Genomic DNA, 24,497 nt, shown 5'->3' on the forward strand with positions numbered 1-24,497 from the left:
GCTTAAACCCAGTTTTCAAGAGCAAGGTTTGGAACCCTCTTAAACTCAGACATATTGTTGGTAACAAGAGTTAGGCCGTGACTTCTGGCGTGAGCTGCAATATGAATATCATTTACTCCAATGGGCTGACCCGCACGCTCTAGAAAAGCCTTAATTTGCCCATAATGCTGAGTTGCAGCTATGTCATAGGGCAAAACTTCTAAGTGGCTAATGAAGTCTTCAATAACATTGAGGTTTTTTTCTACGTTTGCACTTTTTTCGGCGCCATAAATTAGCTCTGCCAATGTAATTGCTGATATAGCCATACGATTAGCATTTTTGTTGAATACTTTAAGCGCCTCTAGTGGTTTTTGCTTTATGACATAAATAACAATATTTGTGTCCAATAGGTACTTAAGCATTAGAGAGACTCTCTATCGCCTTGCTCCTGGGAGCCTCTTTCGTTCATGAAGTCTTCACTTACACCCGCTTCACCCAAGAAGAAGTTGTCCCACATATTTTCTATAGGTGCAATGATGCGCTCACGACCTTTTGAGCGCACGTTAACCTTGCGCACATTTTCTGGCAATCGCATTTCTGCAGGCATTCTTACCGCCTGAGTACGGTTGTTGGTAAACACTGTTGAAATAGCCAAAATTTGACCCCTCCATATGTATATAGCAATTGTATATCGCACTTAGCCTAATTTCAAGCCCTTTAAGAGGAAACTTTATCTATACGAGGCTTCGGAGAACTTCTATTTAACATTTCCCACTCCAGATCATCTTCCCCTTCATGCACCAAGATTTGCATCTCTGTAACAAGATTTAATGCCTCAATATCGACAAAACCCTTTGGAAAGGTTTTGGAATTTGCAAGATCCACGCGCACTTTAATTAACTCAATTTTTTGCATGCGTTAAATAATAATTAAACCAATGACCGCAATATCAAAATGGCGATACCAATAAAAAAAACGCCTAGCATGCTAGGCGTTTTTGTTTGTTACGGCTTGATTGCTTAACGTGAGACCACTGGCAACAATGGCACGATGAGTAGTGCCACGATATTGATGATCTTAATCAGCGGATTAACAGCAGGACCCGCAGTATCTTTGTATGGGTCGCCTACGGTGTCACCAGTAACTGCCGCTTTATGCGCTTCAGATCCTTTACCGCCGAAATTACCTTCTTCGATATATTTCTTGGCATTGTCCCAAGCGCCACCACCGGTACACATCGAGATCGCCACAAATAAGCCGGTAACGATCGTACCCATGAGTAAGCCACCCAATGCGGCAGGTCCTAACAAGAGACCAACCACGATTGGAGCAACTACTGGTAGAAGTGAAGGCACAATCATTTCTTTAATGGCAGCAGAAGTCAGCATATCTACAGCCTTGCCGTACTCTGGCTTTGCAGTGCCCTCCATGATTCCAGGGATATCGCGGAACTGACGACGTACCTCCTCCACTACTGCACCAGCACAACGACCTACTGCTTCCATGGCCATCGCACCGAACAAGTAAGGAATCATGCCGCCGATAAAGAGGCCAATGATCACCATGTGGTTGGACAAGTCAAAAGATACTTGCTGACCAATTCCCTCTAATGCGTGGGTGTAGTCAGCAAACAGCACAAGTGATGCCAAACCTGCTGAACCAATCGCATAGCCTTTGGTCACTGCCTTAGTGGTGTTGCCAACTGCATCTAATGGATCGGTAATGTCGCGTACAGATTGTGGCAAACCTGCCATCTCTGCAATGCCGCCAGCGTTATCGGTAATTGGACCATATGCATCGAGGGCAACCACAATTCCTGCCATCGACAACATGGCTGTTGCAGCAATCGCAATGCCATACAAACCAGCCAACCAATATGCCGCAAAGATTGCGGCGCAAACAAATAGCACTGGATAAGCAGTGGACTTCATTGAAATGCCTAAGCCTGCAATGATGTTGGTGCCATGACCCTTAGTGGATGCTTCAGCAATATGTTGTACGGGCTTGAACTGGGTACCGGTGTAGTACTCGGTAATCCATACCAGACCTGCCGTCAGCAACAAGCCCACTACGGTTGAGCCAAACAAACGCCATTGGCTGCCAGGGATACCTAAAGCATCATCCGGCATGATGAAGTTCGTTACGAAGTAAAAAGCGATGAGTGATAAGCCGCCTGCAATGATGAGACCTTTATATAAGGCAGGCATGACGTTTCTCATACCTGGAGTGGCTTTTACAAATGAACAACCAATGATGGAGGCGATGATCGATACACCACCAAGCACTAATGGATAAATAATCGCAGCAACCGGTGCGCCTGTAACCATGAGTGAACCCAAAACCATCGTTGCAATCAAGGTCACCGCATAAGTTTCAAATAAATCTGCCGCCATACCTGCGCAGTCGCCGACGTTGTCACCAACGTTATCAGCGATCACTGCGGGGTTACGTGGATCATCTTCCGGAATACCGGCTTCTACTTTACCAACTAGGTCAGCGCCAACGTCTGCACCCTTAGTAAAGATGCCGCCACCTAAGCGCGCAAAGATTGAAATCAAAGATGAACCGAATGCTAAACCAATCAATGGATGCAACACAGAGGAAAGATCTTGTCCAGCACCAATCGACACCAAAAACATAAAGAACAAGCCAACACCTAAGAGGCCAAGTCCAACTACCAGCATGCCAGTAATAGCGCCGCCCTTAAATGCCACATTGAGCGCTTCGTTCATGCCCTTGGTAGCAGCCTCTGCGGTACGCACGTTTGCACGGACAGAGACGTTCATGCCAATAAAGCCACATGCGCCTGAAAGAACCGCGCCGATGACAAAGCCAATCGCAGTCGCAAAATCGAGGAAGAGCGCCATCAAAATAGTCAGGATTACCCCAACAACAGCGATCGTTTTGTATTGGCGTGACAAATAGGCTGCCGCACCCTGCTGAATCGCCTCGGCAATTTCTTGCATTTTGGCGTTGCCCGTACTTTGCTTCAAGATCCAGCCGCGCATTACAAAACCGTAAATCACAGCTATAACACCGCACGCCAAGGCAAAATACAAGCCTAAAGTGACATTACTCATGCTTGAACTCCCTAAAGTTAATCATTTGTTAATCTTTATTGTTTTGCAGATCCTGCACTTAGGTAGACCCGGTTCCCGAAAGCTTTAAACTATGGTCTTTAAGCTTTACCAGTATGTAACAGAATCACCCCTGCGCCCCCTTTAAAGGATCAGGGTATTTACTAATCATTATTCGGAGTATTTATGAGTCTCGACAAAGTCAAGCCAGGCAAAAAGATCCCTGAGAGCTTTAACGTCATTATTGAAATCCCAATGAACGCGGATCCAATCAAGTATGAAGTAGATAAAGAGTCTGGCGCAATTTTCGTTGACCGTTTTATGGGCACTGCAATGCACTACCCATGTAACTACGGTTACATCAACAAAACCATCGCTGGTGATGGCGACCCAGTTGATGTTCTCGTAATTACTCCATTTCCATTGATCCCTGGTGTGGTTGTGAGTTGCCGCGCAATTGGCGTGTTGCAAATGGAAGATGAAGGTGGTCAAGACGCTAAGTTGTTGGCCGTTCCAGAAGACAAAATTTTGCCTATCTACACTCATTGGCAAAAACCAGAAGACATCAACCCATTACGCTTAAACCAAATTCAACACTTCTTTGAGCACTACAAAGATCTCGAGCCAGGTAAATGGGTCAAAGTTAAAGGTTGGGGCGGCATTGCAGAGGCTCATCAAGAAATTCTGGAAGGCATCGATCGCTACAACAAAGAGCACGCTTAATTTATTTATTTAATTCATTATTAGCAAAGGCTTTGTGATTCGGAGTGAGCGCGCAGAAAATTGCCCTAGCCCAGATCAACCCATTACTGGGTGATTTGGCTGGCAACGCGCAACTCATTCACAAAGCCGCTCTAGATGCCTATTCCCAAGGCGCCAAACTCGTAGTAACCCCGGAGCTCTCGCTCACCGGCTATCCCCCAGAAGACCTATTACTCCGCCCTGCTTTTATTGAAGCGGCGCAAGAGCAGCTTGAACTCTTAATGAAAGAGCTCGCTCAGCACTCTGGTCTGACCGTTATTGTGGGACACCCCAAAAAGACATCCGCAGGTTTGCAAAACTATGCATCCGTTTTACAAAACGGCAAAGTCATTGCAGGCTATGCAAAACAAGAATTACCTAACCATGAAGTATTTGATGAGGTACGCTACTTCGTGCCCGGCAATCAAGCCTGTGTATTTGAATGCGAAGGTATTCGTTATGGATTAATTCTGTGTGAAGATGCCTGGCATGCTGGTCCAGCTAAACAGGCGCATGCTGCTGGTGCACAAGTATTACTTGTACCAAATGCATCTCCGTATCATTTGAAAAAAGAAGCGCTACGTATTGATGTGTTGCGTGGCCATATCGCCCAAACCAAAATGCCGCTGGTCTATGTAAATGCCGTTGGCGGACAAGATGAATTGGTTTTTGATGGTGGCTCATTTGCTTTAAATAGCAAAGGTGAAGTTGTGATGGCGATGCCCCAGTTTGAGACTGGCTTAGGCATTGTTGCAACCTCTCCATCCGCTGAATTAGAAAAAGGCTTAATTACCCCGCCCCAGTCTGTTGAGGCGCAGGCCTACCAAGCACTGGTCTTGGGTGTTCGTGACTATGTCACCAAAAATCGCTTCCCTGGCGTGATTATTGGACTATCTGGCGGCGTGGACTCAGCATTGGTTCTAGCAATTGCTGTAGACGCTTTAGGTGCCGACAAGGTGCGTACAGTCATGATGGCTTCACGCTATACCGCCGACATCTCTTGGATCGATGCTCGCGAGATGGTACAGAACCTAGGCGTGCAATACGATGAGATTCCGATTAGTGGACCAGTCGATGCTTTAGAGACTTCTCTAGCAGAACAATTTAAAGGTTTAAAAGTAGACGCCACTGAAGAAAATATTCAGGCACGTGTGCGGGGCACCCTGCTCATGGCTCTGTCTAATAAAACTGGTCGACTCGTTTTAACTACCGGTAACAAAAGTGAAATGGCAGTTGGCTACTGCACTCTCTATGGAGATATGGCCGGTGGCTTTGCAGTCATTAAAGATATTGCTAAGACTTTGGTGTATCGCTTGTGCGCCTATCGCAATAGTATTAAGCCAATCATTCCAGAGCGCATTTTGACTCGCGCCCCTTCAGCAGAATTACGCCCCGACCAAAAAGATCAAGATAGCCTGCCTTCTTATGAAGTATTGGATGGCATCGTTGAGCGTTACATGGAACAAAACCAATCCATCGCCCAGATTATTGCCGCAGGCTTTGATGCGGAGAGCGTTGAAAAGGTCACTCGCCTTATTAAGCTCAATGAATATAAGCGTCGTCAGGCACCCCCAGGGGTCCGTGTAACGACCCGTGCTTTTGGCCGGGATTGGCGCTACCCAATCACATCGCAATTTAGAGCCTAGACTCCCTGAAAATAGCCGTTTTTTGGCAAGGTATTGAAGTTCTAGGTATGATTACTGCATTAGGGGGAATAAATGAAATTAATTACATCCATCATTAAGCCGTTCAAGCTCGACGAAGTCCGTGAATCCTTGGCCGAAGTAGGCGTTACAGGCCTTACCGTGACTGAAGTCAAAGGTTTTGGCCGTCAAAAAGGTCATACCGAACTCTATCGTGGCGCTGAATATGTTGTCGACTTTTTGCCTAAGGTAAAAGTAGAAGCTGTAGTTGCTGATGACCGCGTAGACGCTGCTATCGAAGCCATTACTAAAGCTGCTCGTACTGGCAAGATTGGTGACGGAAAGATTTTCGTTACTGCAGTTGAACAAGTGATTCGTATTCGTACCGGTGAAACCGATAACGCAGCAGTTTAAGGATCGATTAAACGTATTACCCAAACCAGCGGCTTAAAAGCCGCTGTTTTTATTTGAATCAACGTAATTGAGAGTCTGTGGAGGGAACTGGAGCTGCAGGCTGAACAATTTCAGCTGGCTCCAAAATAATGGTCTTGCTACTCGTATTGCCCGTACGCACCTTCGCACCTTGGAAATACAAATCCACTTGATTTAATCCACCAGTTAAGACCTTGAACGGTGGCTTGCCATACATACTGGCTCCAACACCAGGCTCAAGCATTTTGTTTTGAGTTTTACCGGTAGCATCGACCACACAAACAGTTTGCGCAGTCTTAGATTGCAAATACACCATGTCACCCGCTTTTTTAGGTGCGTCTGGTTTGTAATTGAGAGCAGAAGCATCCGCAGGTGGGCACTCGGCTGATACGGCTGCCGCTACTGGCTGAGTAGCCGGAGCAGGAACGGCGGTTGCGGGTTGGGTAGCTGGCGCAGGTTCAGCAGGCGCACTTGCAGGCGGCGTCTCTGGCGCAACTTCTTGAATAATGACTACCTCTTCTTTGACTGGCTCAGGAAAAAATAGCGGACGTAAGTTCACCACGGAAAAAATCACTGCTGCTGCAATTGCCAATAAAAGGATGATTTTCTTTTTGGGATCAACAGATGCTTTTGACTTCACGCTGTAATCAATAACGTTTGGCGTGATTTTCTTAGCATCACTCTTTTCAGTTTTTGACTCTGTAACTTTCGCTACTGGCGCAGCTTCTTTTTCTGCTGTTTTTTCTTTTACTTCATTTGAGTCTTGAGCTTTTTCAGGCTTTGCTTTTTTTTCTGCTGCAGAGGCTTTTGTCTCCTCCTGCAATTTGTCTTCTACTTCGGCCGGGTTAACAGGTTGCGCCACTCCAGAAAAATCAAATGCCTCTTCTGGTTTTATTTTTAATAATTCAGCAACCTTTTTTGCTGCCGTGAATTTAACTTGTGCGCCATAGAAACTGCTACTTTCACCACTCTCAATTTGCTCTATTTGGCGAACCGAGAAGCATGACATCCCAGACAAATCTTTCAGGCTTAAACCAAGACTTTCTCTAGCCTTAGTAAATGCTTCTTTACGAATCTCTGGAAGTTTGTCTAATTTATTCACTACGCTGTAACCATCTCATATGGAAGTAACATGATTGATAGTAATACCAAAACGGTGCAAGGGTAATTAGCCGCCAAGCTAATTATTTAAAGGGTGGCTCTCAAGATTGGACTCAAGGTACTTCTTCACTAAAACCTGCACTGAATCCGCGTGCATTTTGTCCATCACCCTAGCCTTGTGAACCTTAATCGTGGCATCGGTTGTTCCGAGTTTTACGGCAATATCCTTGTTTAAAAGGCCTTTAACGAGCCATCCGCACACTTCACGCTCTCTTGGTGTCAGGCTTTCGTAATCCTTCTTAGCCTCAACATCTAAAGAAACACGCTTGAGCTGGCGACTATCAAAGTCAATTGCATCTGCAACCGCTTTTAAGAGCTCTTCTAGGTTAAATGGCTTAAATAAGAAATCTACCGCACCCTTCTTCAGCCCCTGAACAATTTGATGGGGGTGGCTTTGACCGCTAACAAAGATGATGGGGGTCTTACGACCGAACTTCAGGAGCTTTTCCTGCAAATCAAGACCTGTCATATCTGGCATTTGCATATCCAAGAGAATGACTGCTGGGGATACCGGCACAGACTTCTCTAAGAACAGGGTTGCAGAGGCATAGTCTTCAACCAAATAGCCTAGTTCCCGCATCATTCTTGAGAGAGAAATGCGCATCGATTCATCGTCATCAATTAGGTATATGTGGCCGACTTTAGTCATTGAATTCAAAGGAAAAAGTAATAGATGAGCTAATGTACTGCAGTGCTTTTCAGGAAGCTATTAGCTATCTAGCTAATATTGAGACTTAAATCAATGATTTCATTGGTATATTTGTATTGCATTGCAACATTTAGACTCTCCACTGCCTCCATGGGACCCTCAAATCCATCTCACGGCACAATAGAGCCTTTCGACACAAACCTTTTCTGGAGTAATAAGCATGAAACGCCTAAATGAACGCTCGCGCATGGTCACCGAAGGGGTCGCTCGCGCACCAAATCGTTCAATGTATTACGCAATGGGTTACGAAGAAAAAGATTTCGTAAAGCCAATGGTTGGCGTTGCGAATGGTCACTCCACTATCACCCCTTGTAATAGTGGCTTGCAAAAATTAGCTGATGCTGCGGTTGAGGCTCTTGAAGCAGCAGGCGCAAAAGCACAAGTATTTGGTACGCCAACAGTTTCTGATGGTATCGGCATGGGTACTGAGGGTATGAAGTATTCCCTCGTATCTCGCGAAGTCATTGCTGATAGTATTGAAGTGTGTGTCAATGGTTTGTGGCAAGACGGTGTAGTCGTTATTGGCGGTTGCGATAAAAATATGCCGGGCGGCATGATGGCTTTAGCCCGTACAAACGTTCCTGGTATTTATGTTTATGGCGGCACGATTAAACCAGGTCATTACAAAGGCAAGGAACTGAATATTGTTTCTGCATTTGAAGCAGTTGGTGAATTTACTTCTGGCCGACTTAGCGAAGAAGATTTAAAAGGCGTTGAGCAGCATGCTTGTCCAGGCAGTGGCTCCTGCGGAGGCATGTATACAGCAAACACCATGAGCTCCTCATTTGAAGCTTTGGGTATGAGCCTCCCCTACTCCTCCACAATGGCTAACGTTGATGCCGAGAAGGTTGCAAGCGCAGCCGAGTCAGCACGTGTCTTGGTTGAAGCGGTTAAAAACAACCTGCGTCCACGCGACATCATCACTAAGAAGTCTATTGAGAACGCTGTAAGCGTCATCATGGCTGTTGGTGGGTCCACCAATGCGGTATTGCATTTCTTGGCCATTACTAGCGCAGCTGAAATTGATTGGACTATTGATGACTTCGAACGTATTCGTAAGCGCGTTCCTGTAATCGTGGATATGAAACCCTCTGGCACTTACTTAGCAACTGATTTACATCAGGCTGGTGGTATTCCACAAGTGATGAAGATTTTGCTCGACGGCGGATTGCTCCATGGCGATTGCATGACCATCACTGGTAAGACAATTGCTGAAGTATTAAAAGATGTTCCATCAGTGCCACGCGCTGATCAGAAAGTGATTCGTACTTTAGATAATCCTTTGTACAAGCAAGGTCACTTGGCTATTCTCAAAGGCAATATCTCTCCAGAAGGTTGCGTTGCGAAGATTACCGGCTTGAAGAACCCATCTATTACCGGCCCAGCTCGTGTATTTGATTCTGAAGATGATGCGATGGCAGCCATCATGGCGCAAAAGATTAAGGATGGCGACATCGTAGTAATCCGCTATGAAGGCCCTAAGGGTGGTCCTGGTATGCGCGAAATGCTTGCCCCCACTTCTGCCCTGGTTGGTCAAGGTTTAGGCGAGTCCGTAGGCCTCATTACCGATGGTCGCTTCTCAGGTGGCACATGGGGCATGGTAGTTGGCCATGTAGCGCCTGAAGCGTATGTCGGCGGCACAATCGCCCTCATTAACGAAGGTGACTCCGTCACAATCGATGCGCATCAGCTGCTGATTCAACTCAACGTAGATGAAGCAGAAATTGCAAAGCGTCGTGCAGCCTGGAAGCAGCCGAAGCCACGTTATACCCGTGGTCTGCTAGCTAAATACGCAAGTCTTGCAAGTAGTGCTAGTAAAGGCGCTGTAACGGATTTGGATTTAGAAATCTAAATCGTTTCGCCCAAAGAAAAAGCCCCTAAGTAAAACTAGGGGCTTTTTTATTACTTCAGCATTACTACTGAATCTGAATCCAAATCTTAGTGCTTCATCGCTCCACCATGACCAGCACCTGGATTACCCATCGCATTCACAGGCATCTTCACTTCTACTTCGCCAGCTTTAGCAAATTTGAGTTTGACTGGAACAGTCTCACCAGCAGTCAATGGCGCCTTAATGTTCATGAACATGAGATGCAAGCCGCCTGGCTTTAATTCCACAGAACCGCCAGCAGGCACTGCAATATCTTTTACCTGACGCATCTTCATCACATTACCATCCATCGCCATTTCGTGCAGCTGGACTTCACCTGCTACTGGTGAGCTAGCAGATACCAATTGATCAGCAGCACCTTTGTTTTCAATCTTCATAAAACCACCAGCAGCCTGCTGCCCCGGAACAGTAGAACGGGTATAGGCATTTTCAATTTGTACGCTACCCACTTTTGCGTTTTGCGCATTTGCCAAACCACCAAAACCAAAGCCAATTGCTGCGATCAACAATGCCTTTAATAAAGTATTACTTTTCATTCTTACTCCTCCTATTTAAATTCAATCTTCAACCAAACCTTATTACCATACTTTAACTCGAACCTAGAAAAATAGCCTGCTTATGCTGCCAGTCTATCGTAATAACTATGAGAGTTACCACGCTGAAAGATGCCTCTCTTGCTGGCTAACTCACCCTTTAAAACCTCCAAGCGCTCTTCAATCATGGCATAGACTGGCCTGAGAGATTTCGCTTGATCTGACAATAAGCTGCTGAGCTCTCTTTTAGAAAAAGCACTCATGCCGGCAGTGCCCATTAAAGCAAAGATACCCGTACCTAATTGACGTTTGTACTTTTCAATATCATTAATCTTCTTGTGCAGGACGGCCAAATCCTTTAAGTGCGCTCTTCCTAGCTTTTGAGGGACATATCCAAGATAGCAATCATCAAAGCTCTGAATGAAAGCGCTATCAGAAGGTAAATCTTTGGGGAGCTTAACCACAAATGCTCTTCTCGATGATTGATTAATCCAGATATAGCGAATCAACTCTACACAAGAATAGCGATCTATAGGCTTACGCGACGGAAACCGATTGTCACAATAGTGGCCTTCTATCTGCTCAGCTGGCAGCAACACTTCCTGTGAAACCTTAGAAATAATCTGTTTTGCTGTGGCCCCATTTTCAGGGCGCTCAATAATGGCGTACATCAATACCTCCTCATAAATCAACGGCAATCATTCTTGCCAAATGACATAGCAAAGCCATGTCAACTCAATGATTTAGGATTCGGCAGGTGGCGCTCTAGAAGGAAGCCTGACCCATGCAGACAGTATCTGAGGGGCTTGATAAGTGGATAGCGATTGAGTGACGTAGCTTTGTGGAGCCACAAACTCAAATGCACCAATGCTGGGTAATAAATAGATTGGCTGGACTACGCAGTATGGGCAGTGGCTGCCCATGGCAGGAGATGAAGAAGACTCCTCATCCCCAATGACCTGGGTCATTTTGGTGCCGCTGGCAGTACAAATCTCAATAACAAAGCCTTGACCATTGCTGGCCAAAGATAAAGCCTGTGAAACAGCAGGCGCAAGCGCACCCAGCAAGATAGCCAAAGCTGCCATCCAGTGAACGAGCTTGCGGTGCTTAATGAAATGCATTTTCAGAAATCAAATTATTTCTAATTACCAGCTCATTGTCTTAGTGCCGTCTTTGAACAAGGCATCGCCAGTTACTTTAGGGCTTCCCAGTTTTACGCCAGAGATCAAATCAGCCTCAGTAAAACCGGCTTGCTTTAAGCACATTGGGCACATGATGACTAAAGCGCCGCTAGAAATCACTTCCGACAAAGCTTGTTGCTGATCAGCAAACTTAGAAGAGCCAGCCTTGACTCCCAACATCACGGCTTTGTCGTTCAGGAAGATAGTCAAAGGATGGCCATTAGCAGAATGATGCTTGCCAAAGTTAATAGCCATACTTGCACGATGCATGTCATTAGTCGAGAGATTGATGAATAAAGGATCATTGGGGCCAGCCAGCGCCGATAAAGATAAGACTGCCAAAGCAGCAACAAATAAGGCTTTAAGTGACTTCAAGAGCATATACTTCTCCAAAAAAATAAGTACGTTAATTATTTTCGCGACTTTAAATCTTTATCCCTTGATATACATCAAAAGCTAGCTGATAAACCAACTGACCCCCAGGTTCCTGGCATTGGGTAGCCTTGGCGGTAGCTATATTGCTGATTGAAAATATTCTCCACCATTACAAATACCTCACCCTTCTTGCCTAACTCTGGGATGGGATAGGCAATCCTCGCATTCGCAACACCAAAGCCATCAATTCTGGTGGTGTTGGTAAAAGCTGCATTTCGACTAAGGTTTTGCGCATAGAAAGAACTTTGATACTGCGCATCCACAGAAACACGGAACTTATAAACATAGCCAGTAATCGCCGCATTAAATGCATTTTGCGGCATATAAGGGAGACTTGTCGTGCTGTTGTTGTTGAGATAGGTCCAACCTAAAAAGCCAGTGAGTTCAGGAATAATTTCTCGCTGACCAGAGAGCTCGACACCTTTGGTGGTGTATTGACCCACGGTTACCCAATTCACTATCGGAGCGGTTTCGGTAAAGGTGTAGCGATTAGAAATCGTGTCCTGGAACAAACTCAAATCAATCCTGGATTTCTTATCTGGATAAAACTTACCACCAACCTCTAAGTGATTCATTTCTTCAGGCGAGAGATTGGCCCAAGAGTTGTTAGCGGTAGCGCCAAATCGTTTTGCCCAAACTGCATTGGCGGCATTCATGGCGGGCCCCTCTAAGCCTGGGTAGTTAATGCCTTTAGAAGCATTAGCAAACAGAGTTACCGCATCAGAGATTAATGAGATACCGCCGTATGGTGCTGATTTAGCAGCGTAGTAATTATTTTGGTAGGTTCTAACTCCGGCAGAAGGCTGCAAAGACCAAGCATCGCTCAGTCTAAAGTTATGACTCAAGCCAATATATGGAGAAGTTAGTTTAAATGTCGGAAGATTAGTTTTTACTGTAGGGGGATTTACTGGTGTAGGATCGCCGGGGAAAAAAGGTAATCCTGCGGCCGGACTAGTCTGGGTCACGCTTCCGTAGGTAGTGTCATAGTCCAATCCAGCCACCAAATTACCGCCAGACCATGGGGTAATGTTTTCTTTCCAGCGAAAGCCTTGCATAGTGAATGGGTTATTTTCTGTACCCCAACCACCTTGACCATTGTCATTATTAATATTTCCTTTGCCGGTATTGCTATAGAAGCGGAATTCGCCCTCGACTAAGTCATAGCGATGCTTAATAAAAGCAGTAACCATTTGCGCCGCAGAATCATAGGTTGGCGCAATTGCTGGGGCTGGAAGCGTATTGTTGCCTGGATCAGAGGCAGTATTGTTAATTGCCATACCGCTTACACCAACAGACCAATTTTGATCTAGCTTAAATCCTAAGCCGCCCATGATGTTGCTTAATTGGCCACTAGCATTTGCTCTTTGACCATTGGATTTTGAGAATCCTTGGGCAATATTGAAATCAACATCGTTATATCGACCGGCCATATCCACCTGTTCAATCACGGTGTTATATGAGCCATAAGAAACACGGGCATTACCCGATACGCCATTGCCAGGGCCGGCTGTCTTCGTATTCATATTGATAGATGCGAAGTTATTACCCGTTACTTGTGGCTGCGCACTCTTATAGATTGTGATGTCTTTCATGCCATTAACTGGCAATAAATCTAGCAAGGCATGATTCCAAATCGGCATATACATTGGAACGTTATCGATATAGGTCTTGATCTCGCTACCAGGACGACTGAGGCCCATGCCACGAATAAATACCGAACCACCTTCAGCTCCACCAAATGATCCGACTGGGTTGTAACGTGATATTTGAGTTCCTGGGGTATTACGCAATGCCGAGGCCAAGTCAGCTGCATGCAAATCTCGAATTGTTTCATCGGTAATGACTGCTGAGGTGCTTGAGAATTTATCAATCTCAATCTCAGCGATATCCGGCTTGGCAGTCACCACAAGATTGGGGACTGATTGCGCATATACCTGGGTTGCTAGCATCAAAGATGCCGCTAAAGCTAATTTAGTTTTTTTGAGTTTCATACGTATTCTGAATTAATGTTTTGAATTTGGTGTGCGCTTGGCGTCGTGAGCCATATTCACAACGCCATCAAAAGAATCGAGTTGTTTAATTTGCTGGGGGCTAAGCTTGGCTTCAGCATCTTTGAGTTTTGCAGTAATGTTGGTCGCAATCTCCCTAGAGATGCCAATTGCGGCAATCCCCTCTGGGTCTTTAAATCCAGAACCTCCACAGGCAATGATTTCCCACTCGTTATGCTTTCTGCGCAGAAGTGCACGACCGCCCTTTTGTCCTTGAACCCAATCAGCAATGGCAACCTTGCCCTCAATCACAATAGGACTGGTTTTAACTTTTAAGTTAGGCTGATCAAAAGACTTAGAAATAAGTGCCTTGATCTTTTCTTGGCTTACTTCATTAGTTTGAGAATGGGCAAGAACGCTCCCAAAAACGGCGAACAGGAAAATGCCTAAACAAATTTGTTTTGCTGAAGAAAATTTCTTCTGAGATAAAAACATGTACTTCTCCACACAACATGACTGCAACCACAGATTGACTTGGTTGCTAACTACATAGCTAAGCTATGCCCTAAAAAGATTTAGGCTTGTGTAGGAGGCGCTGCTGAGGGAGGTGTTACCCAAACCGCGAGTGGTTTAGGGGATTGATAGAAAAGCGCTGGTAACAGAGATAAAGTTTGCGGCGCTTCAAACGTGAGATTGGTATTAAATGCTGGAGTGATACTGTTTTGAGCAACACAGTATGGGCATGGTCGAGCCTGTTCTGCAGCCTCCTGCCCTTCGGTTTGCATGCTAACCTGCAGCTTACTACCATCAACCGAACAAATCTCCATGGCAAAACCTTGACCGTGCTTCGCAAGCGAGACCGCTTGGGAAGCGGCTGGCGCAAGCGCACTCATTGCGATTGCAAAAGCGGCAATCCAGTGAATGGGGCGGTTTTTATGGAGATTCATGATGATGGAATTTTATCGATTATTTTGATGTTCCGCTCCAAGCACCACGCCTTGCACTAAATTGATGCGGGTAAACCCGTAATTCTCTAGGCAAGTCGGGCAAATAATCACGGTTGCCCCCTTTGCTATTGCTTGTTTAATCGCAACTTGTCCTTTAGAAATAGGTCCTGATCCAACCTCAATCCCAAGAATGACTGCCTTGTCATTCAAATAAATAATGATTGGAAAACCATGCTCCGAATATTGGCGACCAGCATCCAATGCCATTACCACTTTATCTGAATCATTAGTGGCCAAATTAATGTAGATCGGTTCTTTGGCCGCAAAAGCTGATAAAGACAAGGAGATGGTCGCCAACATAGTCAGCATTCTGAACACTCTAGAGATCATCTCCTGCCTTTCTTTTCTCTTAATTACTGATTAGAACTTCATATTGGCTGAAACATAGAATGTTCTGCCCATGCCAGCAACTGCATTACCCCATGGAACACCATTCATGGACATCGTATTACCCTGACCTAGATATGCCCCGCCCTGTGGTAATGCGTAAAGCTTGTTAAGCAAATTTTCAATGCCAAAGTTCACGCGATATTTCTTATCGTCATAAGATGCACGTAAGTTGTACAGAGAGTATCCGCCAGTAGCAATCTCATTTCTAACGGTATTGAGGTTTGTCTTAGCTGCAACAAACTGCCCTTCAATAGTATTGGTCCAGTTGGCACCTAGGTACTGCACCAAGCCAACCTTGCCATTAAGCGGCATGATGTTGTAAAGGTTGGTGCCTGCCGTTACGTTTTGACCACGAGTATAGGAAGCCAAACCCGTCATCTGGAAATTACCTAACTGCGGCAATTTACCCAGCATGACATTGCCCGATAAATCAAGCCCATAAAGTTGGGCATCTTGATTTACATAATTAAGAACGTTGTATTGATTGGCCGCGCATGTATTTCTCACCATAGCACTGCCGCCTCTTACAACACATGTTGCATCAATGTAATTACTAACATAGGTATAGTAAGGATTTGTTTTAAAGCCCCAAACCTCTTTATTGGCGTCATGCCAATCACTTGCCAGGCTGATAGTGTTAGCTACTTCTGGTGCTAAAGAAATATTGCCTACATAACCATTGCCATCGCCAACAAAGTTATTCATGATTGCTGCCATTGGCGTGGTTGCCCAAGTGTAGCGCTCATAAAGATTTGGCGATCTAGTTTTACGAGAATAGCCCGCCTCATAATTCTGCGTTTTATCTGTGTTGTAACGTGTTAATGCAGTCAAGTCCCAGTTGTAATTTGTTTGCATATGTTGCTGAGCATTGAATGTAGCTGCATTTGGTCCATAACCATACATGGCCATATTGTTATAGCCCTGAACGTTGTCAGCATTTGTTCCAACTTGCTCTACACGCACACCGACTAGTCCCATCCACTCTTGAGTCCATTGCTGCTCAAGTTCACTAAATAAGGCCAGGCGGTCTCTTGTGCCATTGTTAATATTTTGAAATGTATTTGGCCCCATCATCCCCGTGGTGGAGTATGCAGCAGGCCACCAGTCATTTAATTTATAACCCTGCCATTCCGCACCCAATCTCACTAACTGAGTATCGGAGAGTGACATAGTGCCCTTAATGATGGCTCCATTCGTCGAGCTAGTTGCTAGCATTGGCATTGCTGGCGAAGTTCTTGCTCCCGTGTTGTCATCCATCTGATGGTTAACCATCTGGTTATAGGCTTGAGCCTCTAGAGTGCCCCAGTCATATTTGCCGGTGTACTTTAAGTTAAATTGCTCGCTTTGATTTTTAGTCATATCCATACGTTGGTTTGAATAACCTTCAAATGGAATAAATTGATAACCTGCCTTAAATTCAACCAAGTGATTATCTTTTTGCCATGCTAGATTGAGCTGTTGATTAGTGGCGATATATCTTGATGCTCCGACTGTGCTTGGTGATATGCCGTTACCAGGAGCTTTAAAGTTTCCACCTGCCGTATAATTACCCGCCTTAACAGAATCAATGGTGTAGTTAGCACTAAATTCATCAGTAGCCCCTGTGATATTTAGATTGCCGCCAATCGCGCTTGCATTGCTACTATAGGAAGCACCAACCTCACCCTGCGCTAAATTTTCGCCCTTATTAGCGAACACGGGAGGAAGAGACTGCACAGAAACCACGCTCCCCAAACTATCGCCACCAGCACTTACTGGCGAAAGGCCAGTAATTACTTTGACACTACCCACATTGGATGGGCTAATGTATGACAAGGGAGAATTCATATGATTCGGACATGAAGAAATCAAGTCCACGCCATCAACCTTCGTTTTTACACGATCATCTGCTAAACCATGTATCGATGGCAATCCAGAGACGCCGCCGCCGGAGTACATACTGACGCCAGGAATATTGAGCAACATCGCTGCAGTGTTTGGTGTATTTACGCGTGACTGATTAAGTTGCTTGCCCGCGAGGATTGTTTGGGTGAGTGGCGCCTCCTGAATACCCGTCACTGTCAAGGTATCTATAGTGGGCGCAGTTTGACCGTATGCATTAGTTAGCATCAAAGATGCAACTAATGCCATAGGCGTTACTTTTAATGCGTTCATGATTACTCCGTGTTTTTTAATGATTTGAATGCGTTCTATTTCTGAATTGGCGCAATGGGCGTGAGCACGAGCTCGTAGCTACCTATTGAGGTATGAGCACTTGTTGCACTCGAAATAATGAGGTAGCTGGCATATAAAAGCCAAATGGCGAGCCCGATAGCAATACCGATATACACGCGCTTTAGGCGCAGTGAAATTTTTTCAGATAAATACATTTACTTCTCCACACAATATTTCTGCAACTTGGCTGATGCCCTGTTGCCAACTACATAGCTAGGCTATGCCCTAATTTTTAATTAGGCCGTTACTGGTGGAGCTGCTGAAGGTGGGGTTACCCAAACTGCGAGTGGCTTGGGTGACTGATAGAACAGTGCAGGCAACAAAGCTAAAGTTTGCGGCGCTTGGAATGTGAGGTTGGTATTGAATGCTGGTGTGATGCTATTTTGAGCAACACAATACGGACATGGCTGAGTTTGTTCTGCTACTTCTTGATCTTCGCCTTGCACATTGATTTGCAGCTTACTGCCATCAACCGAACAAATCTCCATCGCAAAACCTTGACCATGTTTCGCAAGCGAGACCGCTTGTGATACCGCAGGTGCAAGCGCACTCATTGCGATTGCAAAAGCAGCAATCCAGTGAATGAGGCGGTTTTTATGGAAATTCATGATGGGTGAATTTTATCGGAATTTTGTATTTCTATTATTTCTTGCATGAAAAAAGGGGCTGACGCCCCTTTTTCCTTTGAAATCGCTATTTCTAGCGAGTTACTTATGCTGCTGCAGCCTTTTTCTTGCCTACAAACTTGCCAATCAATGGCCAGAAGAGGAGCACTAAAGCTAAAGATGTAATACCGCCCACCAATGGGTTAGAGAAGAAAATATCTAAGCTTCCCTGTGAGAACAACATGGATTGACGGAATGAATCTTCTGCACGATCACCCAATACCAAGGCCAAGACCATTGGAGCCATGGGGTAATCGAGTTTCTTAAAGACATAACCAAGAACACCGAAGCCCATCATCAACCAAACGTCAAACATGGCATTATGAACAGTGTATGCACCCACCGCACAAATCACAATAATGACTGGTGCAATGATTGAGAATGGAATTCTCAAGATAGAAGCAAACAATGGCACGCAAGTTAATACAACAAACAAGCCAGCCAAGTTACCCAAGTACATACTAGCGATCAAGCCCCAAACAAAGTCTGGCTTCTCAACGAATAGCAATGGACCAGGTTGTAGACCCCAGATCAATAAGCCACCGAGCAATACCGCTGCTGTTGGTGATCCTGGAATACCGAGAGACAACATTGGGAGCAGTGCTGCAGTACCAGCAGCGTGAGCTGCAGTTTCTGGAGCAACAATACCTTCCATCTTGCCGGTACCAAACTTGTCGCCTTCTTTGGATACACGCTTAGCAACGCCGTAAGCCATGAAGGAAGCAGGTGTTGCGCCGCCTGGAGTAATGCCCATCCAGCAACCAATTAAACAGCTGCGTAATGAAGTAGCCCAGTACTTAGGCAATTGCTTCCAAGTTTCCCAAACCACTTTGCCGCGAATCTTCGCTGCAGCACCTTGGAATGCCAAGCCTTCTTCCATAGACAGGAGAATCTCGCCAATACCGAACAAGCCGATCACAGCGATCAAGAAGTCAAAGCCACGCATCAATTCTGGGTTACCGAATGTCAAGCGCAACTGACCTGTAACGGTATCCATACCTACGGTAGCCAATGCAAAGCCCAACATCATTGCTGAAATAGTCTTGAATGGCGATCCCTTATTCATCCCTACGAAACTACAGAACGTCAGTAAGTAGACCGAGAAGAATTCTGGCGGACCGAATTGGAGGGCAAACTTCGCCACCAATGGTGCCAAGAAAGTAATCATCACGATTGCAAAGAAAGCACCTACGAATGAAGATGTGAAGGCTGCGGTCAATGCTTCACCAGCTTTACCATTACGGGCCATTGGATAACCGTCAAAGGTTGTCGCAACCGACCATGGCTCGCCAGGAATATTAAAGAGCACTGATGTAATCGCTCCGCCAAACAACGCGCCCCAGTAAATACAGGACAACATGATGATTGCGGAGGTTGGCGGCATTGTAAATGTCAACGGCAACAGAATCGCAATACCGTTTGCACCGCCTAAGCCTGGTAACACACCGATGATCACACCGAGGGTTACACCAACTAACATCAGCAATAAGTTAAAGGGTGTCATTGCAACGGCAAAGCCGTTGAATAGAGCGCTAATTTCTTCCAACTTGAACTCCTTATTTAATCTTTTTTAATAGTTATTCTTTTTTATTGCACACCCAAGAACTCGAGCGGGTTAAACCAGGCGCCGTGTGGCAATGGAACTTGGAACCAGTACTCGAACATCAGGTAGAGGGCAGCGCTCACACCTACAGATACAGCAACTGCCTTCCAAATTGGATACTTGCCTAACCACACCATAAAGAGCGCGATATAAAGGGCAGAAGAAACATAAATACCAATCAATTGCACACCCAACACAAATACGATAGCCGGTAAAAGTACCGCCATCACTTGCTTTAAGGGCTCTCTATCGACAAATGATTCTGTTTTCTTTTTCTTATTAACGATAGCTGCTTGGTACAGGGTGACTGTGCTTGAAAGCAAAATAATCAAACTGATATAAAAAGGGAAATATCCTGCCTCAGGACCATCCGCACCCCAGCTAGCGCCTAATTTCAAGCTACCGACCATGACTGTCAGGCCAATCGCAATGAATACTAGCGCAGTGATGATATCCATCGCTCTAACGCTGATTGCTGATTCTTGATTTGAATTATTTGTATGTTCAGACATTTTTATATTTTTAATAAAGTTAATTAACGCACTTACTTAAAAAATAGGACCCCCTACTGGAGGTCCTATCTTATTTTCACAATATTACTTAGCTAAGAAGCCAGCTTCAGACATCAACTGCTTATGCAAAGCTTCATTTAATGTGAGCCAGTTTCTGAACTCTTTACCAGTCATAAATGTCTGATTGAATGCACCATCAGCCATGAACTTTTTCCACTCTGGTGTAGCGCGTACTTTCTTAAACAAGTCGATATAGAAATCAACTTGCTCTTGAGTTACACCTGGAGCCATAAAGATGCCGCGCAACATAACGTAGTCAGTTGGAACGCCTGCTTCTTTACAAGTTGGTACGTCATACCATGATTGGGTATCAGTCACTTTCTCTTTGTATGGCATACGTGTGTCATCAAATACGCACAATGCACGTAATTTATTTGCACGCCATTGAGCAACTGCTTCAATTGGGTTGTTCACAGAGGAATCGATGTGATTACCAACCAACTGAACCGCAACGTCGCCACCCCCTTTGAATGGGATGTAAGTGAACTTAGCACCAGTTGCTTTTTCAATCGCTACAGTAATGATCTGGTCTTCGGACTTGGAGCCTGTACCACCCATTTTGAACTTGCCTGGACCAGCAGCTTTGGCTGCGTCGATATATTCCTTAGCAGTCTTATATGGCTTTTCAGCGTTATCCCATAAAACGAATTGGTCAAGTGCCAACATCGCTACTGGAGTAATGTCCTGCCAGTTGAATGGAACACCAGTTGCCAATGGAGTGGTAAACAAGTTTGAAAGTGTGATCACAATCTTATTTGGATCGCCTTTAGCTTCTTTCATTGCCAAGAAACCTTCTGCACCAGCACCTGCACCCTTGTTCACAGGAATAACAGCCTGCTTCATCAAGTTATTTTTTGTGATGATGCCTTGAATCATACGAGCCATTTGGTCAGCGCCGCCGCCAGGTCCCGCAGGAATAATGAACTCAACAGGCTTGGTTGGCTCCCATGCTGCAAATGCAGGTGAAACACCAGCTACGCCGAGGGCAAGCGCGGTAGAAATCAAAGCCCCTTTTAACTTCATCTTCATAAAGTAAGTCTCCGTTGTGGTTAACCAATTTAAATTTGGCTTATCTAATGTGAAGACGATTTTTAAACAAGATGTGCAAGCAGAACTTGACTGCCATCAATAATTTCAAAAACGTTCCACATGGGCTTCTCAAATCTAGTAGAAACCCTTATAAATCAAGCCAAAGACCGTAGATAGTGTACTTACATCTGAAGATAAAAACTGCATTTTTTGCACGAAAAATGCACATGTGAATAATGATTCAATTACGTAAATTAATTTAAGGGTTTTCCCTTAAGTTAAATGCAGAACAGCGCTGATTAACGGAAGCGATCCAGCAGTTTTTTACTGACTTTATCTAGCTCAGTGGAATCTTTGATCAAGAACTGCAGACCGTTAGAGTCAGCAATGAGCAAGGTATTTCCAGCAATCCTACGAATGTCGTCCTCACCCTTCAAACGAATTCGAGTTGGACCCCGATCAGTTTCAATATCCCAAATACTAGGAGTGGCAAAGGTAGATACCTTGGTAATTTTTTCAATTACCGGCATAAATTCACGCTCTTCCAACTCTTCTTCGATCAAGCCTAACTCGGCTTCAGAAATCGCAGCTGTATTTGGGAACCAGCAAAGCTCTTTGCCAGATTGATTCATGATGGCAATACCAGCGTCCGGCGCAGTGATCGGAAACGCCCTCACAGGATAAACGCCAACATGTCGTTCTCCTTTGCCATCAATGAAGATAAGACGTCCTAATGCATCACGTTCGAGTTGATGGTTTTGACTCATACTCCACCCCCAATATTCTTGGCTGCTTCTTGAAGTTGCTCTTCTTGCTGCTCTTCTTGTTTCTCTGTTTGATCCTCTTCCAAGCTTTCGCCAATTGCGCCACCTTCCACCAACTCAGCGGCATGGCGTAACTGCGCTTGATACAAGGTGTAATAGGCGCCTTGCGCTTCCATTAACTGATCATGCGAGCCAATCTCTACAATCTCGCCTTTATCCAAAACAACTAAGCGATCTGCTTTTCTTAAAGTGGATAAACGATGGGCAATCGCAATCGTCGTGCGGCCTTTAACCAAGTTATCTAAGGCGCGTTGGATTTCTTTTTCAGTGGTGGTATCAACCGATGACGTTGCTTCATCCAAAATCAAAATACTAGGATTAATGAGTAATGCACGCGCAATCGAAATACGTTGACGCTCACCACCAGACAAGGATTGACCGCGCTCACCTACCAATGAGTCATAACCCAAAGGAAGGCGGAGAATAAATTCATGGGCGTGTGCTGCGCGAGCGGCCTCAATAATTTCTTCACGTGTTGCATCTGGCTTGCCGTAGGCAATGTTCTCTGCAATCGTGCCAAAGAATAAGAATGGCTCTTGCAATACCAAACCAATACGCTTGCGATAGTCAGCGATAGCAATGCTGCGAATATCGCGCCCATCTAAAGATACCGAACCGGAGCTCACATCATAAAAACGGCAAATCAAGTTCACTAAAGTACTCTTACCGGAACCGCTGTGCCCCACTAAGCCAATCATTTCACCAGGAGCGATGTCTAAATCAATACCCTTGGAAACCGCACGATTACCGTAGCGGAAGCCCACGCCACGCAGAGAGATACGTCCTTTGACTTCACCTAATGGCGCTGGATTAATTGGTTCTGGCACGCTAGATACGTGGTCCAAAATATCAAAAATTCGCTTAGCACCAGCAGCAGCTTTCTGCGTATGAGAAACAATGCGGCTCATCGAATCAAGACGAATATAAAAACGGCCAATGTAAGCCAAGAATGCAATCAAGACACCAACGGTAACCTTCTGATGTGCAACCTGCCAAATACCAAAACCCCACACTACTAGTAAGCCAGTCTCCGTTAACAAGGTGACTGTAGGTGTGAACAGACCCCACACGCGATTCACGCGATCATTAATTTGTAGGTTGTGTTTATTGGAATCAACAAAGCGTTTGAGTTCGCGATCTTCTTGAGCGAACGCTTTCACTACACGAATACCAGGAATCGTATCGGCCAAGATATTGGTGACTTCTGACCAAATACGATCAATCTTTTCAAAGCCAAAACGCAAACGATCACGCACTACATGAATCATCCACACAATAAATGGCAATGGTGCCAGGGTAACCAATGCCAGCAAGGGATCAATCGATACCAAGATCGCTGCAGTCATCGTAATCATCAAGACATCGGTAGCAAAATCCAACGCATACAAAGACAGAAAAACGCAGATGCGATCGGTCTCTGCGCCAATACGGGCAATCAAATCACCGGTTCTCTTACCACCAAAATATTCCAATGAAAGCTTCAATAAATGCTCAAACGTAGTGTTACGTAAGTCGGCACCAATACGCTCGCTCACTAAAGCCAGCAAATACGTTTTCCACCAACCTAAACCCCAGGCAACGATGGCAGCAACAAACAAAGCTCCGAGATACATGCTAGCCAAATGAAAATCGATCGGATTACCCTTCTCATACGGAATCAACACATGATCCATCAACGGCATCGTGAGATAAGGCGGTATTAAAGTCGCGCCCGTGGAAAGTAGCGTCAATACAAAGCCAAGCAGTAATTGCTTTTTGTATGGACGGGCAAAACGCCACAGCTTGAAAAGCGTCCAAGTAGATGGCGGCGCATCCTCCTCGGGGTCACATGTTGGACAGGAGTCAGAATTGGCTGGTTTTGGACTTAAACAAACTGGGCAAACCTGTTTGTCGTACTCACTCACCTCGCCATTGCTAATTTCTTCACCACGAGTAAGTTGTCTAAAACTAGACTGCAGCCGAAGCACCTGAGGATTGACGGCCAAGGTGAAATTCCAAGACTTGAGTAATTGATCGGCAGTTTCTAGGCGCAAATGCCCCACTCCAGCATGATCACCGTGGACTAAATGGGCGTTTTGAGCCAGTTCCCAGGACTCAAATACCATGCCGTCCGTCCAAAATAAGCCCTGCTCGCTGAGCAAAAGAAGGCTTTTTTCAAAGCGTAATTCAGCGTCAAGATCGAGCTCAACCCATGCTAGTAAGGCATCGGGGCTCTTTACTGGGGAGGTTTGATCGGCTAAAACCGCTTCCCAATAGCTTGGCAGCACGGGAGCAAAAGGTAGGATTGGTGGCTTCATTGACCTTAAAAGTATAGTGGAGCTGAATTATTTAGATTTATTGCTCCTGTCAACTTTAGGAGGTCAAAAGCCGTTAAATTGTCTAAATAGGCCTTTTTATGTATTTTTGCTAATTTTGTACGTTTT

General features: G+C 45.2%; 26 protein-coding genes. 4 read left to right on the top strand and 22 right to left on the bottom strand.

Going from position 1 to position 24,497, the window contains the following annotated elements:
• Nucleotides 1-2: 2 nt before the first annotated feature.
• The 4 genes from vapC to AOC20_RS06370 form a co-directional block, all read right to left on the bottom strand.
• Nucleotides 3-401 carry a type II toxin-antitoxin system tRNA(fMet)-specific endonuclease VapC gene (vapC, locus tag AOC20_RS06355; RefSeq protein ID WP_215346719.1) on the bottom strand — a complete coding sequence of 133 codons (399 nt, stop codon included), beginning with the start codon at nt 399-401 and terminating at the stop codon, nt 3-5.
• Nucleotides 401-634 (bottom strand): type II toxin-antitoxin system VapB family antitoxin, encoded by a 234-nt coding sequence (gene vapB, locus AOC20_RS06360; protein WP_215359436.1) that lies wholly within the window; start codon nt 632-634, stop codon nt 401-403. The genes vapC and vapB overlap by 1 nt, the downstream gene beginning before the upstream one ends.
• Nucleotides 635-696: 62 nt before the next feature.
• Nucleotides 697-894, bottom strand: coding sequence for a hypothetical protein (locus AOC20_RS06365; RefSeq protein ID WP_215359438.1), 198 nt, complete (start codon nt 892-894; stop codon nt 697-699).
• 104 nt (nt 895-998) lie between these two features.
• On the bottom strand, nt 999-3,059 hold the full coding sequence (locus AOC20_RS06370; protein WP_215359440.1) for a sodium-translocating pyrophosphatase: 2,061 nt from the start codon (nt 3,057-3,059) through the stop codon (nt 999-1,001).
• 183 nt (nt 3,060-3,242) lie between these two features.
• On the opposite strand from AOC20_RS06370, the gene ppa reads away from it, so the two are divergent.
• The 3 genes from ppa (at nt 3,243) to glnK (ending at nt 5,854) form a co-directional block, all read left to right on the top strand.
• Entirely contained in the window at nt 3,243-3,779 is a 537-nt protein-coding gene (gene ppa / locus AOC20_RS06375) for an inorganic diphosphatase (protein ID WP_215359442.1), read from the top strand.
• Nucleotides 3,780-3,823: 44 nt separating this feature from the next.
• On the top strand, nt 3,824-5,443 hold the full coding sequence (locus AOC20_RS06380) for an NAD+ synthase (protein ID WP_215359444.1): 1,620 nt from the start codon (nt 3,824-3,826) through the stop codon (nt 5,441-5,443).
• A gap of 72 nt (nt 5,444-5,515) precedes the next feature.
• Nucleotides 5,516-5,854, top strand: coding sequence for a P-II family nitrogen regulator (glnK, locus tag AOC20_RS06385; RefSeq protein WP_215359446.1), 339 nt, complete (start codon nt 5,516-5,518; stop codon nt 5,852-5,854).
• A 58-nt stretch (nt 5,855-5,912) separates the two neighbouring features.
• Here the strand turns inward: glnK and AOC20_RS06390 are convergent, their stop codons facing one another.
• Both AOC20_RS06390 and AOC20_RS06395 read right to left on the bottom strand, forming a co-directional pair.
• Complete coding sequence (locus tag AOC20_RS06390) at nt 5,913-6,974, bottom strand: helix-turn-helix domain-containing protein (protein WP_215359448.1); 1,062 nt, start codon at nt 6,972-6,974, stop codon at nt 5,913-5,915.
• 78 nt (nt 6,975-7,052) lie between these two features.
• Nucleotides 7,053-7,682 (bottom strand): response regulator transcription factor, encoded by a 630-nt coding sequence (locus tag AOC20_RS06395; protein ID WP_215359450.1) that lies wholly within the window; start codon nt 7,680-7,682, stop codon nt 7,053-7,055.
• A gap of 220 nt (nt 7,683-7,902) precedes the next feature.
• Here AOC20_RS06395 and ilvD point away from each other — a divergent pair, with 220 nt between their 5' ends.
• Nucleotides 7,903-9,594 carry a dihydroxy-acid dehydratase gene (ilvD, locus tag AOC20_RS06400; protein WP_215359452.1) on the top strand — a complete coding sequence of 564 codons (1,692 nt, stop codon included), beginning with the start codon at nt 7,903-7,905 and terminating at the stop codon, nt 9,592-9,594.
• Nucleotides 9,595-9,680: 86 nt separating this feature from the next.
• On the opposite strand, the gene AOC20_RS06405 is transcribed toward ilvD, so the two are convergent.
• From AOC20_RS06405 to AOC20_RS06480, 16 genes are all read right to left on the bottom strand, one after another.
• A complete protein-coding gene (locus AOC20_RS06405) occupies nt 9,681-10,169 on the bottom strand; it encodes a copper chaperone PCu(A)C (RefSeq protein ID WP_215359454.1) in 489 nt (162 codons plus the stop codon).
• Between the two features lie 80 nt (nt 10,170-10,249).
• Nucleotides 10,250-10,837, bottom strand: coding sequence for a hypothetical protein (locus AOC20_RS06410; RefSeq protein ID WP_215359456.1), 588 nt, complete (start codon nt 10,835-10,837; stop codon nt 10,250-10,252).
• A 72-nt stretch (nt 10,838-10,909) separates the two neighbouring features.
• A complete protein-coding gene (locus AOC20_RS06415) occupies nt 10,910-11,287 on the bottom strand; it encodes a DUF2946 family protein (RefSeq protein ID WP_215359458.1) in 378 nt (125 codons plus the stop codon).
• 24 nt (nt 11,288-11,311) lie between these two features.
• On the bottom strand, nt 11,312-11,728 hold the full coding sequence (locus tag AOC20_RS06420; RefSeq protein WP_215359460.1) for a DsrE family protein: 417 nt from the start codon (nt 11,726-11,728) through the stop codon (nt 11,312-11,314).
• 68 nt (nt 11,729-11,796) lie between these two features.
• Entirely contained in the window at nt 11,797-13,773 is a 1,977-nt protein-coding gene (locus AOC20_RS06425; protein WP_215359462.1) for a TonB-dependent receptor, read from the bottom strand.
• Nucleotides 13,774-13,785: 12 nt separating this feature from the next.
• Nucleotides 13,786-14,265, bottom strand: coding sequence for a copper uptake system-associated protein (locus AOC20_RS06430; RefSeq protein ID WP_215359464.1), 480 nt, complete (start codon nt 14,263-14,265; stop codon nt 13,786-13,788).
• A gap of 80 nt (nt 14,266-14,345) precedes the next feature.
• Nucleotides 14,346-14,717, bottom strand: a complete 372-nt coding sequence (locus AOC20_RS06435) for a DUF2946 family protein (RefSeq protein WP_215359466.1) — start codon at nt 14,715-14,717, stop codon at nt 14,346-14,348.
• A gap of 12 nt (nt 14,718-14,729) precedes the next feature.
• Nucleotides 14,730-15,077 (bottom strand): hypothetical protein, encoded by a 348-nt coding sequence (locus AOC20_RS06440; RefSeq protein ID WP_215359468.1) that lies wholly within the window; start codon nt 15,075-15,077, stop codon nt 14,730-14,732.
• Between the two features lie 60 nt (nt 15,078-15,137).
• On the bottom strand, nt 15,138-17,321 hold the full coding sequence (locus AOC20_RS06445; protein ID WP_215359470.1) for a TonB-dependent receptor: 2,184 nt from the start codon (nt 17,319-17,321) through the stop codon (nt 15,138-15,140).
• A gap of 35 nt (nt 17,322-17,356) precedes the next feature.
• Nucleotides 17,357-17,536 (bottom strand): hypothetical protein, encoded by a 180-nt coding sequence (locus AOC20_RS06450; protein WP_215359472.1) that lies wholly within the window; start codon nt 17,534-17,536, stop codon nt 17,357-17,359.
• Between the two features lie 81 nt (nt 17,537-17,617).
• Nucleotides 17,618-17,989 (bottom strand): DUF2946 domain-containing protein, encoded by a 372-nt coding sequence (locus AOC20_RS06455; protein ID WP_215359474.1) that lies wholly within the window; start codon nt 17,987-17,989, stop codon nt 17,618-17,620.
• A gap of 103 nt (nt 17,990-18,092) precedes the next feature.
• Complete coding sequence (locus AOC20_RS06460) at nt 18,093-19,592, bottom strand: tripartite tricarboxylate transporter permease (protein WP_215359476.1); 1,500 nt, start codon at nt 19,590-19,592, stop codon at nt 18,093-18,095.
• Between the two features lie 41 nt (nt 19,593-19,633).
• Nucleotides 19,634-20,161 (bottom strand): tripartite tricarboxylate transporter TctB family protein, encoded by a 528-nt coding sequence (locus AOC20_RS06465; protein ID WP_215359478.1) that lies wholly within the window; start codon nt 20,159-20,161, stop codon nt 19,634-19,636.
• A gap of 84 nt (nt 20,162-20,245) precedes the next feature.
• Nucleotides 20,246-21,244 (bottom strand): Bug family tripartite tricarboxylate transporter substrate binding protein, encoded by a 999-nt coding sequence (locus AOC20_RS06470; RefSeq protein ID WP_215362238.1) that lies wholly within the window; start codon nt 21,242-21,244, stop codon nt 20,246-20,248.
• A 305-nt stretch (nt 21,245-21,549) separates the two neighbouring features.
• Entirely contained in the window at nt 21,550-22,017 is a 468-nt protein-coding gene (locus AOC20_RS06475; protein WP_215359480.1) for a cyanophycin metabolism-associated DUF1854 family protein, read from the bottom strand.
• Nucleotides 22,014-24,371 (bottom strand): cyanophycin metabolism-associated ABC transporter, encoded by a 2,358-nt coding sequence (locus AOC20_RS06480; RefSeq protein ID WP_215359482.1) that lies wholly within the window; start codon nt 24,369-24,371, stop codon nt 22,014-22,016. The genes AOC20_RS06475 and AOC20_RS06480 overlap by 4 nt, the downstream gene beginning before the upstream one ends.
• Nucleotides 24,372-24,497 lie beyond the last annotated feature (126 nt).

The sequence above is a fragment of the Polynucleobacter ibericus genome (assembly GCF_018687955.1).
Lineage (GTDB): Bacteria > Pseudomonadota > Gammaproteobacteria > Burkholderiales > Burkholderiaceae > Polynucleobacter > Polynucleobacter ibericus.

Excerpts from the sequence above, each read along its gene's own strand:
- vapC (WP_215346719.1), bottom strand. The coding sequence starts at position 401 with ATGCTTAAGTACCTATTGGACACAAATATTGTTATTTATGTCATAAAG.
- AOC20_RS06365 (WP_215359438.1), bottom strand. The coding sequence starts at position 894 with ATGCAAAAAATTGAGTTAATTAAAGTGCGCGTGGATCTTGCAAATTCC.
- AOC20_RS06370 (WP_215359440.1), bottom strand. The coding sequence starts at position 3,059 with ATGAGTAATGTCACTTTAGGCTTGTATTTTGCCTTGGCGTGCGGTGTT.
- ppa (WP_215359442.1), top strand. The coding sequence starts at position 3,243 with ATGAGTCTCGACAAAGTCAAGCCAGGCAAAAAGATCCCTGAGAGCTTT.
- glnK (WP_215359446.1), top strand. The coding sequence starts at position 5,516 with ATGAAATTAATTACATCCATCATTAAGCCGTTCAAGCTCGACGAAGTC.
- AOC20_RS06395 (WP_215359450.1), bottom strand. The coding sequence starts at position 7,682 with ATGACTAAAGTCGGCCACATATACCTAATTGATGACGATGAATCGATG.
- ilvD (WP_215359452.1), top strand. The coding sequence starts at position 7,903 with ATGAAACGCCTAAATGAACGCTCGCGCATGGTCACCGAAGGGGTCGCT.
- AOC20_RS06405 (WP_215359454.1), bottom strand. The coding sequence starts at position 10,169 with ATGAAAAGTAATACTTTATTAAAGGCATTGTTGATCGCAGCAATTGGC.
- AOC20_RS06410 (WP_215359456.1), bottom strand. The coding sequence starts at position 10,837 with ATGTACGCCATTATTGAGCGCCCTGAAAATGGGGCCACAGCAAAACAG.
- AOC20_RS06415 (WP_215359458.1), bottom strand. The coding sequence starts at position 11,287 with ATGCATTTCATTAAGCACCGCAAGCTCGTTCACTGGATGGCAGCTTTG.
- AOC20_RS06420 (WP_215359460.1), bottom strand. The coding sequence starts at position 11,728 with ATGCTCTTGAAGTCACTTAAAGCCTTATTTGTTGCTGCTTTGGCAGTC.
- AOC20_RS06425 (WP_215359462.1), bottom strand. The coding sequence starts at position 13,773 with ATGAAACTCAAAAAAACTAAATTAGCTTTAGCGGCATCTTTGATGCTA.
- AOC20_RS06430 (WP_215359464.1), bottom strand. The coding sequence starts at position 14,265 with ATGTTTTTATCTCAGAAGAAATTTTCTTCAGCAAAACAAATTTGTTTA.
- AOC20_RS06435 (WP_215359466.1), bottom strand. The coding sequence starts at position 14,717 with ATGAATCTCCATAAAAACCGCCCCATTCACTGGATTGCCGCTTTTGCA.
- AOC20_RS06440 (WP_215359468.1), bottom strand. The coding sequence starts at position 15,077 with ATGTTGGCGACCATCTCCTTGTCTTTATCAGCTTTTGCGGCCAAAGAA.
- AOC20_RS06445 (WP_215359470.1), bottom strand. The coding sequence starts at position 17,321 with ATGAACGCATTAAAAGTAACGCCTATGGCATTAGTTGCATCTTTGATG.
- AOC20_RS06450 (WP_215359472.1), bottom strand. The coding sequence starts at position 17,536 with ATGTATTTATCTGAAAAAATTTCACTGCGCCTAAAGCGCGTGTATATC.
- AOC20_RS06455 (WP_215359474.1), bottom strand. The coding sequence starts at position 17,989 with ATGAATTTCCATAAAAACCGCCTCATTCACTGGATTGCTGCTTTTGCA.
- AOC20_RS06465 (WP_215359478.1), bottom strand. The coding sequence starts at position 20,161 with ATGTCTGAACATACAAATAATTCAAATCAAGAATCAGCAATCAGCGTT.
- AOC20_RS06470 (WP_215362238.1), bottom strand. The coding sequence starts at position 21,244 with ATGAAGTTAAAAGGGGCTTTGATTTCTACCGCGCTTGCCCTCGGCGTA.
- AOC20_RS06475 (WP_215359480.1), bottom strand. The coding sequence starts at position 22,017 with ATGAGTCAAAACCATCAACTCGAACGTGATGCATTAGGACGTCTTATC.
- AOC20_RS06480 (WP_215359482.1), bottom strand. The coding sequence starts at position 24,371 with ATGAAGCCACCAATCCTACCTTTTGCTCCCGTGCTGCCAAGCTATTGG.